General features: G+C 60.9%; 16 protein-coding genes. 9 read left to right on the top strand and 7 right to left on the bottom strand.

Going from position 1 to position 11619, the window contains the following annotated elements; translation table 11 throughout:
• Window positions 1-18 precede the first annotated feature (18 nt).
• From M6F29_RS12275 to M6F29_RS06040, 5 genes are read left to right on the top strand one after another with little or no spacing between them, the layout of a single operon-like run.
• Window positions 19-177: a carbohydrate porin gene (locus M6F29_RS12275; protein ID WP_366525951.1), complete on the top strand. Its 159-nt coding sequence runs from the start codon at window positions 19-21 to the stop codon at window positions 175-177.
• A 36-nt stretch (window positions 178-213) separates the two neighbouring features.
• A complete protein-coding gene (locus M6F29_RS06055; RefSeq protein ID WP_298157958.1) occupies window positions 214-633 on the top strand; it encodes a GlcG/HbpS family heme-binding protein in 420 nt (139 codons plus the stop codon).
• A gap of 19 nt (window positions 634-652) precedes the next feature.
• The gene (gene earP / locus M6F29_RS06050; RefSeq protein WP_298157957.1) at window positions 653-1816 is read left to right on the top strand and encodes an elongation factor P maturation arginine rhamnosyltransferase EarP; all 1164 of its coding nucleotides are present in this window, start codon (window positions 653-655) and stop codon (window positions 1814-1816) included.
• 36 nt (window positions 1817-1852) lie between these two features.
• Window positions 1853-2413 carry an elongation factor P gene (efp, locus tag M6F29_RS06045; RefSeq protein WP_297453410.1) on the top strand — a complete coding sequence of 187 codons (561 nt, stop codon included), beginning with the start codon at window positions 1853-1855 and terminating at the stop codon, window positions 2411-2413.
• A 5-nt stretch (window positions 2414-2418) separates the two neighbouring features.
• Window positions 2419-3519 carry an alpha/beta hydrolase gene (locus M6F29_RS06040; RefSeq protein WP_298157956.1) on the top strand — a complete coding sequence of 367 codons (1101 nt, stop codon included), beginning with the start codon at window positions 2419-2421 and terminating at the stop codon, window positions 3517-3519.
• Window positions 3520-3531: 12 nt separating this feature from the next.
• Here M6F29_RS06040 and M6F29_RS06035 read toward each other — a convergent pair whose 3' ends face one another.
• Window positions 3532-4788, bottom strand: coding sequence for a D-amino acid dehydrogenase (locus M6F29_RS06035; protein ID WP_298157955.1), 1257 nt, complete (start codon window positions 4786-4788; stop codon window positions 3532-3534).
• A gap of 129 nt (window positions 4789-4917) precedes the next feature.
• On the opposite strand from M6F29_RS06035, the gene ppa reads away from it, so the two are divergent.
• Window positions 4918-5466: an inorganic diphosphatase gene (gene ppa / locus M6F29_RS06030; RefSeq protein ID WP_297498692.1), complete on the top strand. Its 549-nt coding sequence runs from the start codon at window positions 4918-4920 to the stop codon at window positions 5464-5466.
• Window position 5467: 1 nt separating this feature from the next.
• Here ppa and M6F29_RS06025 read toward each other — a convergent pair whose 3' ends face one another.
• Together M6F29_RS06025 and bioB are read right to left on the bottom strand one after the other, a co-directional pair.
• Window positions 5468-6346: a methyltransferase domain-containing protein gene (locus M6F29_RS06025; RefSeq protein WP_298157954.1), complete on the bottom strand. Its 879-nt coding sequence runs from the start codon at window positions 6344-6346 to the stop codon at window positions 5468-5470.
• Window positions 6346-7335, bottom strand: coding sequence for a biotin synthase BioB (gene bioB / locus M6F29_RS06020; protein ID WP_524537710.1), 990 nt, complete (start codon window positions 7333-7335; stop codon window positions 6346-6348). The genes M6F29_RS06025 and bioB overlap by 1 nt, the downstream gene beginning before the upstream one ends.
• Before the next feature lie 37 nt (window positions 7336-7372).
• Here bioB and M6F29_RS06015 point away from each other — a divergent pair, with 37 nt between their 5' ends.
• Both M6F29_RS06015 and M6F29_RS06010 read left to right on the top strand, forming a co-directional pair.
• Complete coding sequence (locus M6F29_RS06015) at window positions 7373-8095, top strand: ComF family protein (RefSeq protein WP_298157953.1); 723 nt, start codon at window positions 7373-7375, stop codon at window positions 8093-8095.
• Between the two features lie 33 nt (window positions 8096-8128).
• Window positions 8129-8593 (top strand): tRNA (cytidine(34)-2'-O)-methyltransferase, encoded by a 465-nt coding sequence (locus M6F29_RS06010; RefSeq protein WP_298157952.1) that lies wholly within the window; start codon window positions 8129-8131, stop codon window positions 8591-8593.
• 10 nt (window positions 8594-8603) lie between these two features.
• On the opposite strand, the gene M6F29_RS06005 is transcribed toward M6F29_RS06010, so the two are convergent.
• The 4 genes from M6F29_RS06005 to M6F29_RS05990 are packed head-to-tail and all read right to left on the bottom strand — an operon-like array spanning window position 8604 to window position 10793.
• Window positions 8604-9587, bottom strand: coding sequence for an NAD(P)H-dependent glycerol-3-phosphate dehydrogenase (locus M6F29_RS06005; RefSeq protein WP_297477743.1), 984 nt, complete (start codon window positions 9585-9587; stop codon window positions 8604-8606).
• 3 nt (window positions 9588-9590) lie between these two features.
• Window positions 9591-10055, bottom strand: coding sequence for a protein-export chaperone SecB (gene secB / locus M6F29_RS06000; RefSeq protein ID WP_297457428.1), 465 nt, complete (start codon window positions 10053-10055; stop codon window positions 9591-9593).
• 42 nt (window positions 10056-10097) lie between these two features.
• Window positions 10098-10358, bottom strand: a complete 261-nt coding sequence (gene grxC, locus M6F29_RS05995) for a glutaredoxin 3 (RefSeq protein WP_366525949.1) — start codon at window positions 10356-10358, stop codon at window positions 10098-10100.
• A 9-nt stretch (window positions 10359-10367) separates the two neighbouring features.
• The gene (locus M6F29_RS05990; RefSeq protein WP_297457430.1) at window positions 10368-10793 is read right to left on the bottom strand and encodes a rhodanese-like domain-containing protein; all 426 of its coding nucleotides are present in this window, start codon (window positions 10791-10793) and stop codon (window positions 10368-10370) included.
• A gap of 88 nt (window positions 10794-10881) precedes the next feature.
• Between M6F29_RS05990 and M6F29_RS05985 the strand changes: the two genes are divergently transcribed.
• On the top strand, window positions 10882-11544 hold the full coding sequence (locus M6F29_RS05985) for a DNA-3-methyladenine glycosylase family protein (protein ID WP_298157951.1): 663 nt from the start codon (window positions 10882-10884) through the stop codon (window positions 11542-11544).
• Window positions 11545-11619 lie beyond the last annotated feature (75 nt).

Genomic DNA, 11619 nt, shown 5'->3' with positions numbered 1-11619 from the left:
ATCGGCGATGGCTACCTGATGTATGCCCCTGAATACGTGCTGGAAACTTACTACAAATGGGGCATCGTGGAAGGGGTTCACCTGACGGCGGACTGGCAACACATCGGCAATCCCGCGTACAATCAACTGCGCGGTCCGGTCGATGTGTACGGACTGCGTTTGCATATCGACTTTTGATCCGGCAGGATCATTGAATACGACAAGGATGACAGAATGGAATTGAAACGCGCACTCTCCCTTTCCGACGCTCACGCCGTCGCTGCCGCTGCACGCGCCAAGGCGGTGGAAAATCACTGGAACGTGGTCATTGCCATCCTCGATGAGGGGGGGCACCTGATGCTTCTGGAACGGGCGGATCATACCCAGGTGGGATCGGTTCAGGTCGCCCAGGAAAAAGCCCGCACCGCTTTTTTGTTCCGGCGTTCCACCAAGGTGATGGAAGAAACGGTGGTGGGCGGACGCGTCGTCATGCTCAATCTGCCGGGGAACACCCCTGTAGAGGGGGGGTTGCCCCTCTTTAGCGAAGGGCAATTGGTAGGGGCCATCGGGATTTCCGGCGTACAGTCCTTTCAGGATGGCATTATTGCGGCAGCAGGGGCGGAAGCGGTGGAGCGATTGACACTGCCGGCGTGACCGTTCATTGTCCGCTCCCATGAGCACGCACGCCTGGTGGATTTTCTGCCGGGTGGTGGACAACCTGGGGGATGCGGGCGTCAGTTGGCGTCTGGCGAGACAGTTGGCAGCGCTTTCGTCTGCGCCCCCGGTCACTCTGGTGATCGATCGTTTGCAGACCCTGGCGCGGTTCTGTCCTGCGCTGGTGACCGATGCCCCGACCCAGCAGATCCAGGGGGTACGGATCCTGCCGTGGGCGGTCGTCGAGCAGGATCCGGCGCAATTGGAATCGGAAGACCACGACCTGCCGGTATCCGTGGTGAGTTCTTTCAGTTGTGATCTCCCCGCTTCGGTGCAAGCGTTTCTTCAACACCGTCGGGTCATTCCGCGCTGGATTCTATTTGACTACCTGAGCGCGGAATCCTGGGTGGAAGGATGCCATGGATTGCCTGCACCCGTTCCGGGCTATTCGGGGCCACGGCACTTTTTCTTCCCGGGGTTTACCCCACGCACGGGAGGCCTGCTGCGTGAGCCTGGTCTGCTTGCCCGGCGTTCCGAAGTCTGGAATTCCCTGGCCCGGCAGAAGGCCATTTGGCAGTCCTGGGGGTTGACAGAAAAAACGAATCTTTCGACCCTCACCCTGTTTGCCTACCCGGACGCCCCTTGGCAATCCCTGAGGGAAGCCATGGTGCGCACGGGACAGGCCTGGCGCTGGGTATTGTTCGAAGGGATGGAGATCACCGAACGGATTGGACGGACCGATCCATTTCGTGCGCCTGCGGGCGAGGCGTGGGGCAGGATCGAGCCGGTCCGGGTGGCGCTGCGCACACAGGACGAGTATGACGGTCTGCTCTGGGTCTCCCGGTTCAATCTGGTGCGCGGAGAGGACTCCTTCGTGCGCGCCCAATGGGCCGGAAGACCCTTTCTGTGGCATCTCTACCCGCAGGCAGAGGGGGGGCACCGGGCAAAACTGGATGCGTTTCTGGAACGCTATCTGGTGGGCCTGGAGACGGTGCTGGCCGAGGCCGTCGCGGATCTGTTCCGCGCCTGGAACGGGTGGGGTGAGATGACGGCAGCATGGCAGGGCATAGAGCCCCGTTGGCAAGAGTGGGAACGCCACGCCCGGGCCTGGAGCGAGAGGCTGGCCGAGGAGCCCGATCTGGTCACGAAACTTGTGAATTTCTCCAATCCTGAGTTAAAATGAGCGGTTAGGTCTCAATTAATTCAACATGGGTGGCGTATGAAACAGGCACAGGAAATGCGGGTCGGGAATGTGATCATGGTGGGCAAGGACCCCCTGGTGATCCAGAAGGCGGAATACAACAAGGGCGGGCGCAGTTCCGCCGTGGTCAAGATGAAATTGCGCAACCTGCTCACCGGTGCTGCCAGCGAAACCGTCTTCAAGGCCGATGACAAACTGGATCAGGTCATTCTGGAGCATAAGGAAGTGACCTATTCCTACTTTGCCGATCCTTCCTATGTGTTCATGGACCACGAGTACAACCAGTATGACATGGACAAGGACAGCCTGGGTGATGCCTTCAACTATCTGGAAGATGGCATGGCCTGCGAGATCACTCTTTACGAGGGACGCGCCATTTCCGTTCAGTTGCCCAGTTCGGTGGTACGCGAGATCGATTACACTGAGCCGGCCGTGCGCGGCGATACCTCGGGCAAGGTCCTGAAACCGGCGACGCTCAAGAATGGCCACAAGATTGCCGTGCCCCTGTTTTGCGAGACCGGCGACAAGATCGAAATCGATACCAACACGGGCGAATACCGCCGCCGGGTCAACGGCTGACCGTCATGGCCCTGCGCACCCAGTCCGTCTTTCCCGGGCGTCTGGTGTGGGTCGAATTCGACTCGCGGGTGCTGCGGGGAAATCCCTGGAACGATCCGACCCAGCGCCGTTTTCCGGTCTGGTTGCCTGAAGGTTATGACCTGCCGGGGAACGTTCAGCGTTACCCGGTGTTGTACGGGTTGGCGGGATACTTTGGGAGCGGGCCCAGTCAGGTCAACTGGCAACCCTTCAACGAGACCGTGCCTGAACGGGTTGCCCGCCTGATCCACAGCGGAGCCATGGGGCCGGTCATTCTGGTTTTCCCCGACTGTTTCACCCGGTTGGGGGGCAACCAGTATGTCAATTCCAGCGCACTGGGTGCCTATGGCGATTATTTGAGCCAGGAAGTGGTGCCCTTCATCGATGCCACCTTCCGTACCCTGGCCAAGCGTGACCATCGCGGGGTCTTTGGCAAATCCTCGGGCGGCTATGGGGCGCTGTTTCAGGCCATATTCGCCCCGGACTGCTGGGGCGGGGTGGTCAGTCACGCCGGCGATGCGGGATTTGATCTGGTCTATCGGGGCGATTGGCCCAATACTCTGGACATGCTGGCCCGCTTCCGCCCCGACGTGGCGGAAAAAAATTTCAAGCAGCGGGCCCATGCCCGGAAGGCATTGACCCAGGGGCTGGATGATGGGCGTGTGGCCTCTTTTCTGGCGGCGGTTTGTCGTCTGGACCGTCCCTCCAGTGCCGAGACCCACGCCCTCATGAATCTGGGCATGGCCGCGACCTATGACCCCGATCCCGCCGCGCCCAATGGCTTTCGTCTGCCTTTTCATCTCGAGACCGGGGCATTGCTCTCCGAGCGATGGGCCCGTTGGCAGGCCTGCGATCCCGTGTACGCCGCACCCCGACACGCCGCGATCCTGCGCCAGTTGAAGTGTCTGTTTCTGGATTGTGGTTGGCGCGATCAGTACCATCTGCATTACGGGGTACGCCAACTGTCCGCTGCCTTGACCCGGGCTCGGGTGCCTCACGTCCACGAAGAGTTTGACGGTACCCATTCGGGGATCGATTTTCGTCTGGACCGCAGCCTGCCTCACCTCTACGCAGCCCTCAAGCCCTGAGTTCGGAATTTTCTACGCGGGACGGGTAAAGTCGAATTCGAGTTCAGGCGTATGTCCCTGCATCAGTTCCGCCAGCGCTTTTCCACTGCCCGTTCCCAGGGTCCAGCCGAGGGTTCCGTGGCCGGTATTGAGGAACAGGTTTTCCCAACGGGTGGGGCCGATCAGGGGGCAATTGGAAGGGGTGGCGGGACGCAGTCCCGTCCACGGGGTTACCTGAGAATAGTCGGCCAGATGGGGGAACAGTTGGCGGGCGCGTTGGACCAGCGCTTCCAGACGGGTGCGGTTCAAGCCGTGGTCGTAGCCGGAGAATTCGGCGGTGCCCGCTACGCGTAAGTCATTGCCGAGACGGGTGAAGACGATCTTGTGGGCATCGTCGGTGATGCTGACCTGCAGGGAGTTTTCGGGGTGGCACAGGGGCATGGTGATGGAGTAGCCCTTGACCGGATAAATCGGCAGATTCAGTCCGAGGGGGCGCAGCAAAGGGGCGCTTTCGCTGCCCAGGGCTACCACTACCGCATCCACGCCCTGCAGGCGCGGGGTGGACTCCTGCTGCAGCCAGAGGCCCTGAATGCGTCGAGCCGTGGTCTCAAAACCCGTCACCGTGGTCTGGTACTGGAAGTGCACGCCTCGAGCGGCGCAGAGACGGGCCAGACCTTGAGTCCACAGGCGGGCGTTGCCGCTGCCGTCGCCAGGGGTATAGGTTGCTCCATACCAGTGCGGGAGGGCCTGAGCCAGGGCGGGTTCGAGGGCGATGGCATCGGTCATGCTGATGGGGCGGCGTTCGTAGCCCAGAGCGTTGACCCGCGCGGCAGCTTTTTCCCCACGGGCCAACGAGACGGGTGAGTCATACAGGTTGAGGATGCCTCGGTCCAGTCCTTCATAGTCCAGATTCACTTCTGCGCGCAGGGCATGAAAAGCAGCCCGGCTGTATTGACCCAGATTCAGCAATTGATGAAAGTTGTGGGCGCTGCGTTGAGGACGGCATTCACGCAGAAAGCGCAGGCCCCAGCTCCATTGGTGGGGATCGGCCTGGAGACGGAAGAGCAGGGGAGAATTTTCATGGTGGCGCCATTCCAGGATCTGGGGCAGGGTTTCCGGGGTGGCCCAGGGTTCTACATGGCCGGTGGATAATTGCCCCCCATTGGCGAAGGTGGTTTCGAGGGCTGCCTCGGATCGGCGCTCGATCACGGTTACCTCGAAGCCTGCCGTGCGCAGGTACCAGGCCGTGCTGATGCCGATGATTCCCGCTCCCAGTACCGTGACGTGCATGACTTTTCCCTGTTCCTCAAAGCGTCGATTCTAGCAGACTGGACAGGCCCCAAGCGTTATAATGGGGAGGTTGCCGGGGGGGAGGTTGCCCCCGCATTTTTTCATTCTGACCATAATTAAGGATCACTCATGAATCTGGATCGTGTGCCCGCCGGGCGCAACCTGCCCACTGATTTCAATGTCATCATCGAAATTCCCATGCACGGGGACCCCATCAAATACGAACTGGACAAGGAAACGGGCGCCATGTTCGTGGACCGTTTCATGTCCACTGCCATGCATTACCCCTGCAACTATGGGTACATTCCTCAAACCCTTTCCCAGGATGGCGATCCGGTGGATGTGCTGGTGATCACGCCGGTGCCGCTGATCACCGGCGTGGTGGTGCGCTGTCGGGCGTTGGGTGTGCTGAAGATGACCGATGAAGCGGGACAGGATGCCAAGTTGCTGGCCGTGCCCGTGGACAAACTCTGTACCTTGTATCGTCACCTCGAGCGTGTCGAGGACCTGCCGGAATTGACCTTGCAACAGATCGTGCATTTCTTTGAACATTACAAGGATCTGGAAAAAGGCAAGTGGGTCAAGGTGGAGGGCTGGGCGGGCCCCCAGGAGGCTCATGTGGAAATCCTGAGCGGGGTCGAAAACCATCTTCGGTCCCATCCCGCCGTGGGAGACTGACCTAAAGCCCGATGGGTGCCTGGGGCACGGGACGCACTTCGATCACGGCGCGTCCATCGGGCAGAGTGCGTGGTTGAGGCTTCCAGGCCTGCCCATAAATGACTTCCAGGGTGGTGGGAAACCCGGTCGCCGAGCGTTGTCCCTCGTAGGCGCGGGTCATGCGCTGCCAGGCCTGTTTTCCCACCGGGCTCGCCGGACGGGGCGCTGGCGCAGGACCCAGGGCGCGCAGGTCCTGGAGGAGCAGGTTCAGGTCGGGATAATCGATGTGCAGATCCTCCCGTTCCATGACCGGGTCGGCCATACGGGCTCGTACCAGGGCATCGCCCAGATCGTGCATGTCACTGAAAGGGCCCAGGCGCTGCGTTCCTTCCGGCAGTTCGCTCAGAGCCGGACGCAATTCGCGCAGGGTATCCGGCCCCAGGGTGGAGAACAGGAACAGTCCGCCCGGTGCAAGCACGCGCTCTACTTCGGCGAATAATTGATCCATGGGGGTCCAGGGCAATAACAGGTGGGCCCAGACCAGATCGACGCTATGCTGGACCAACGGGAGTTGGAGTGCGCTGGCCGCCAGAGAAAAACGGGCAGCGGGTTGCCTCCATTTTGCCCACCAGGCGCGTTCGACGGGCACAGGAAGCAATTCGGGGACCCAGTCCACTTCCAGCAGGGCCGCATCGGGAAAACGGTGCTGCAGGGCAACGCCGGACCAGCCGCCGCCAGCGCCCAAATCAAGCAGACGACGGGGAGCCAGGGTCACGTACGCCAGACGGGTGAGCAGGCGGGTTCCGATTTCCCGGCTCAGAAAGGGAGAAGGGGCGTTGGCGCGGGGAGAATGACGCAGGAACCCTCGGCGCAGACGCAGGATTTCCCGATGGGTGTCCACTATTCGGCGTGCAGGCCCAAACGCTCGAAGAGGCGGCGATCGCGCTGCATGTCCTGATTATCGGTGGTCAACAGACGTTCCCCATAAAAAATGGAATTGGCCCCGGCCAGAAAGCAGAGGGCCTGCAGTTCGTCGGACAACCCTTCCCGGCCTGCGGACAGGCGTACCCGAGACTGGGGCAGGGCAATGCGCGCACAGGCAATGGTGCGGACGAATTCGAGCGGGTCCAGCGCCTCGGTTCCGTACAAGGGGGTGCCTTGCACCTGAACCAGCAGGTTGATGGGGACGGATTCCGGGGCGGGGTCGAGCTGGGTGAGTTCATGAATCAGGCCGGCACGGTGGGCACGGGTTTCACCCATGCCGACGATGCCCCCACAGCAGACCTTCATGCCCGCGCTTCGCACGGCTTGCAGCGTATCGAGACGATCCTGGAACTGACGGGTCTTGATGATGTCCCCATAAAATTCCCGGTCACTGTCCAGGTTGTGATTGTAGTATTCCAGGCCGGCTTCCTTCAGACGCTCGGCTTGAGGGGGGCTCAGCATGCCCAGGGTGGCGCAGGTCTCCAGACCCAGGTCACGCACTGCGCGAACCATGTGGATGACCTGGTCCAGATCGTGTTCCTTGGGGCTGCGCCATGCCGCGCCCATGCAAAACCTTGTGGCCCCTGCCTCCTTGGCGCGTTGTGCAGCCTCCAGCACTTCATCGGTCGTGAGCAGGGACTGGCGTGCCAGGTCCGTGCTGTGGTGGGCCGACTGAGGGCAGTATCCACAATCTTCGGGACAACCGCCCGTTTTGATGGAGAGCAGGGTGGACAGTTGCACGCCATTGGGATCGAAATGGGCGCGGTGTACGGACTGGGCACGCCACAGCAGGTCATTGAAGGGCAATTCAAAGAGCGCAGTCAGGGTGGCACGGGTCCAAACAGGCGCAGTGGAGGCGCTTTCTTGGAACGAGAGGGGGGCGCGAAGGGGGCTATCATTCATCATGGTAGCGGATTGTCCGGTAACTGAAGGAAGGTGTCAAATGCCGAGCATCCCGAAGAAATGGGGTGGGTGGGGTTTCCGAGGGAAGGAAATCGCCGAAAGGCTTGCCCTGTGGCGGGTGAAGGGAGGGCAGGTCCTGTGCCGTGGCGTGGTTTCTCCCTGTTTTCTCTGCGCCATGCCGGTGGAGACGGACAGCACGCTCTGCGCGGACTGTTGGGCATCCCTCCCCCGTCATGCCGGGGCACCCCAGCGCACCCTGGTGGGGGTGGGTCAGGTACGGGTGGGCTTTGATTATGTCTATCCGGTGATTTCCCTGATTCGTGCCCTCAAATTTGGTCAGGCACTATACCTTGCTCCAACTTTGGCTCAAGTCTGGCAGGAACTTTCCGGGCCCGTCCGTTTGCCTGATTGCGTGGTTCCCGTTCCCCTGTCGCGCCAACGCTGGCGCAGCCGCGGGTATAATCAGGCGCTCGAGTTGGCCCGCCCCCTGGCGCATTGGTTGCGCTGCCCGGTGCAGGAAGGGCTCATCCGTCTGCGGGCGACCCTGCCCCAGGCCGAACTGCCCCGTGCGGCGCGACAGAGCAATGTGGTCGGTGCTTTTCGTGCCAGCGCTCGATTGCAGGGACAACGGGTGGCGCTGGTGGACGATGTATTGACGACCGGGGCCACGCTCGAGGCGGCGACTGAGGCCCTGCATCAGGTGGGGGTGGGCGGGGTGGACGTGTGGGTCTGTGCCGAGGCACCGGCTCCGGACCCTTTTTAACAACGCAATGCGCGGAACTGACAAGGATTTCCCATGTTCGATGTGGTGCTGTACCAACCCGAGATTCCGCCCAATACCGGCAACATCATTCGCCTCTGTGCCAATACCGGCGCCCGTCTGCACCTCGTCTCCCCCCTGGGGTTCGAGGTGAGCGATCGCCACTTGCGTCGGGCCGGGTTGGACTACCATGAGCAGATGGTGCTGACGGTGCACCCCGATTGGGACACTTGTCGCCAGACTTTGAACGCACGGCGCTGGTTTCCGCTGACTACCCGTGGGAGCGGACCCCATACGAGTGCGCGCTATGAGCCTGGGGATGTTTTTCTCTTTGGTCCGGAAACCCGGGGATTGCCCTTGTCCATTCTGGAGGAGTTCGACAGATCGACCTGGATTCGTCTGCCCATGCGTCCCCACAATCGGAGTCTCAATCTGTCCAATGCCGTGGCGGTGGTGGTGTTTGAAGCCTGGCGGCAGCAGGGGTTTTGTGGGGCTTTGTGAAGCGGGACGTTCATTCCGCGCGCGGGTCGCGCGCCAGCAACTGGATGACGGCGTCCTGAACGTTCAATGCGCCGCTCAGGACCTCCTGAACCGTGGCCGTGATCGGCATTTCCACTCCATGCGCCTGGGCCAGTTGAAGGGCTGCCAGCGCGGTGGGAACTCCTTCAGCCACATGGCCAAGACCGGTCAGCAGGGGACCCAGTTGATGTCCCTGAGCCAGCCCCTGTCCCACCTGGTAGTTGCGTGAGAGGGCCGTCGTGCAAGTGAGGATCAGATCGCCCAAACCCGTCAGACCCATGAAGGTTGCACGACGTCCGCCCAGTACCATGCCGAGGCGGGTGATTTCTGCCAACCCCCGGGTGATGAGGGCCGCCCGGGCATTCAGGCCCAGGCCCAGGCCGTCGGAGAGCCCGCTGGCGATGGCCATGACGTTTTTCAGGGCTCCGGCAATTTCAACCCCCACCAGGTCCGTGCTTGAATAAAGACGCAGGTGTGGGTGATGCAGGAGGCGTGCCGTGTTTTGGGCAAAGGTTTCGTTGGACGAGGCCAGGGTCAGGGCAGCAGGCAATCCGGCCGCAATTTCCGTGGCGAAAGAGGGGCCGGACAGCACGCCGTGCGGGCCCTGCAATGTGGGGTGGGCGCGAACGATCTGGTGAGGCAGGCGCCGTGTTCCCTGTTCCACGCCCTTGCAGGCCCATAAAAAAGGCAGGTGAGGGCTCAGGGTGGCGAGGGCGCTCAGGATTTCCTCCAGAGCAGCGACAGGAACCACCAGCAGCGCCAGGTCGGCATCTTGCAAGGCACTGGGCAGGTGGGATGAGAGTTGCAGGGAAGGGGGCAGGGCATGACCAGGCAGATAGCGACGATTCTCTCGTGTCAGGCGCAGGGCCTGGACCTGGTCGGGGTCGCGTCCCCAGAGGGTGACGGAATGAAATCCGCTCAGGGAAAGGGCCAGGGCCGTACCCCAGGCGCCCGTTCCCAGAACCGTGAGGCGCATGGATTACTGGACCGTGCTGGGGGCAGGCATGGCGTTTTGTTGTATTTGCTGGTGGTAGAGCACCTCAAAATTGACCGGATTGAGAATGACCGGCGGAAAGCCGGCGCGGGTCGATAAATCCGAGACCACTTCGCGCACATAGGGGAAAAGGATGTTGGGACAAGTCACATTCATCAGGATGGGCATGTCCTCCGCCGGAATGTTGAGAATGCGGAAAATCCCCGCCTGTTTGGCTTCCACCAGAAACAGGGTTTTATCGGTGATTTTGGCGGTGACGGTGACGGTGACGGTGCACTGATAAAGTCCTTCTTCGATGGATTGACTGTCGTTGGTCAGTTGGATTTCGATTTGGGGTGTCTCCCGTTCCAGAAATATCTTTGGTGCAAGCGGGAGTTCCAGGGAGGAATCCTGCAGATAAATCTTTTCGATGGAGAACAGAGGGGTGTTGGCTTGTCCGTTTTGGGTCATGGTGCGTAGGTCCTGGCGTGGGGTCAATAAAAAAATGAAAGTTCAGGCATTGTCTAACAGGGGATCGAGTAAACCTTGGCGGTCCAGTGTGGCGAGATCATCAAACCCTCCCACATGCGTCTGGCCGATATAAATTTGCGGGACGGTGCGGCGCCCGGTGCGATGAATCATCGCATCACGCTCGGCGGGGTCCAGATCGACGCGAATTTTTTCGATGGGGGTGAAGCCCCTGTGCGTCAGCAATTTTTCAGCCATGACGCAATAGGGGCAAAACGCAGTGCAATACATTTGGACACGGGGCATGAGAGGCACTCACTGCGGAGAGGAAGAGCGAGCGATGGGCAGGTTTGCCTCGACCCATGCCGTCATTCCCCCCTTGAGAACGAAAACATCCGCGAAGCCCGCCTTGAGCAGGGTTTGGCGGGCAGTTCCGGTGCTTTGAGCAGAGGCGACCAGAAGCACGGGGCGCTCCTTCCACTGGGACAGTTCCGCCACACGCGCGTTCAATTCGTCGGTGGGATAATGGCGGGCATTGGGGAGATGACCCAGGGCAAAATCCTTTTCCCTGCGCAGATCGATGACGAGGGCATGGCGTTGGTTGATCAGGTGGGTGGCTTCGAGGGTGGTCACGGATTTTTCCTGGGCGATCAGGGATTGGACTTCGGGCCACACCAGCATCAGGCCACTGGCCAGGACCAGCACAACCAGCGCGACGTGTTGCAATAGAAAATCCAGCACGGTCATTTCCTTCGGATATCCAAAAATTCCCCCATTTTACTGAGATCCGTGTTTTCATGTGCAAAATCACCCTGAGATGAGGAATTTCATGAATTCTCCATTCCCTGCCGTGGCCGAAGATGCTCCCGTCCGTCTCGATCAGGAGGGAGTCTGGGACAGGGCGATGCAGGCCTTGAGGGGGGTCGATGCGCCCCTGGACGTCCTGATGGCCCGTTGTGGCCGACCGACCTGGGCGGAGTCGGGGAGCGCCTTTCAGACCCTGGCGCGCGCCATCACCGGCCAGCAGATCTCGGTTCGGGCGGCCGATTCACTCTGGAAACGGTTTTGTGACCTGGGCACTTTTGAACCCGCTGCGGTGCAGGAACTGAGCCCCGAACGATTGCGCCAGTGCGGGTATTCCTTGCGCAAAGTGGATTATCTCAAGGATCTGGCGCGGCATTTCAGTACCGGGTTGGTGACGGAAGCGGTGTTGCGTGCCGCGTCCGATGCACAGGTCCAGGCACTGCTCACCCGGGTGCATGGGATCGGGCGGTGGAGTGCGGAGATGTTCCTGATTTTTTATCTTCGTCGTCCAGACGTTTTTCCGGTGGCGGATCTGGGGTTGCAGCGTGCCCTGCGCCTTCATTTCCCCGAACTGAGGGAGGCTCCCGTGTCAGACCTGGTTTTGTATTCGGAACGCTGGCGGCCATGGCGCAGTGTGGTGACCTGGGTGTTGTGGCGCAGTCTCGATCCGGTGGAGGTCGTCTATTGAGCGCCTTCAGTGCCGGGAACCGTTGCTGAGAAAGCCTGGGCTTTCTGGTAGAATGGCAAGGTTTCATCGATGAAG

Origin of the sequence: Ferrovum sp. (assembly GCF_027317285.1) — a bacterium.
Classification (GTDB): domain Bacteria; phylum Pseudomonadota; class Gammaproteobacteria; order Burkholderiales; family Ferrovaceae; genus Ferrovum.
Note: the sequence above shows the minus strand (reverse complement) of the source record. Positions and strands in the feature narration are given on the sequence as shown.

What these genes read in the sequence shown, in the direction of transcription:
- grxC (WP_366525949.1), bottom strand. Translation starts at nt 10,358, where the DNA reads ATGCCCCGTGTCCAAATGTATTGCACTGCGTTTTGCCCCTATTGCGTC.
- M6F29_RS06055 (WP_298157958.1), top strand. Translation starts at nt 214, where the DNA reads ATGGAATTGAAACGCGCACTCTCCCTTTCCGACGCTCACGCCGTCGCT.
- M6F29_RS05985 (WP_298157951.1), top strand. Translation starts at nt 10,882, where the DNA reads ATGAATTCTCCATTCCCTGCCGTGGCCGAAGATGCTCCCGTCCGTCTC.
- M6F29_RS06010 (WP_298157952.1), top strand. Translation starts at nt 8,129, where the DNA reads ATGTTCGATGTGGTGCTGTACCAACCCGAGATTCCGCCCAATACCGGC.
- efp (WP_297453410.1), top strand. Translation starts at nt 1,853, where the DNA reads ATGAAACAGGCACAGGAAATGCGGGTCGGGAATGTGATCATGGTGGGC.
- M6F29_RS06005 (WP_297477743.1), bottom strand. Translation starts at nt 9,587, where the DNA reads ATGCGCCTCACGGTTCTGGGAACGGGCGCCTGGGGTACGGCCCTGGCC.
- earP (WP_298157957.1), top strand. Translation starts at nt 653, where the DNA reads ATGAGCACGCACGCCTGGTGGATTTTCTGCCGGGTGGTGGACAACCTG.
- ppa (WP_297498692.1), top strand. Translation starts at nt 4,918, where the DNA reads ATGAATCTGGATCGTGTGCCCGCCGGGCGCAACCTGCCCACTGATTTC.
- secB (WP_297457428.1), bottom strand. Translation starts at nt 10,055, where the DNA reads ATGACCCAAAACGGACAAGCCAACACCCCTCTGTTCTCCATCGAAAAG.
- bioB (WP_524537710.1), bottom strand. Translation starts at nt 7,335, where the DNA reads ATGATGAATGATAGCCCCCTTCGCGCCCCCCTCTCGTTCCAAGAAAGC.
- M6F29_RS06035 (WP_298157955.1), bottom strand. Translation starts at nt 4,788, where the DNA reads ATGCACGTCACGGTACTGGGAGCGGGAATCATCGGCATCAGCACGGCC.
- M6F29_RS06040 (WP_298157956.1), top strand. Translation starts at nt 2,419, where the DNA reads ATGGCCCTGCGCACCCAGTCCGTCTTTCCCGGGCGTCTGGTGTGGGTC.
- M6F29_RS06015 (WP_298157953.1), top strand. Translation starts at nt 7,373, where the DNA reads ATGCCGAGCATCCCGAAGAAATGGGGTGGGTGGGGTTTCCGAGGGAAG.
- M6F29_RS12275 (WP_366525951.1), top strand. Translation starts at nt 19, where the DNA reads ATGTATGCCCCTGAATACGTGCTGGAAACTTACTACAAATGGGGCATC.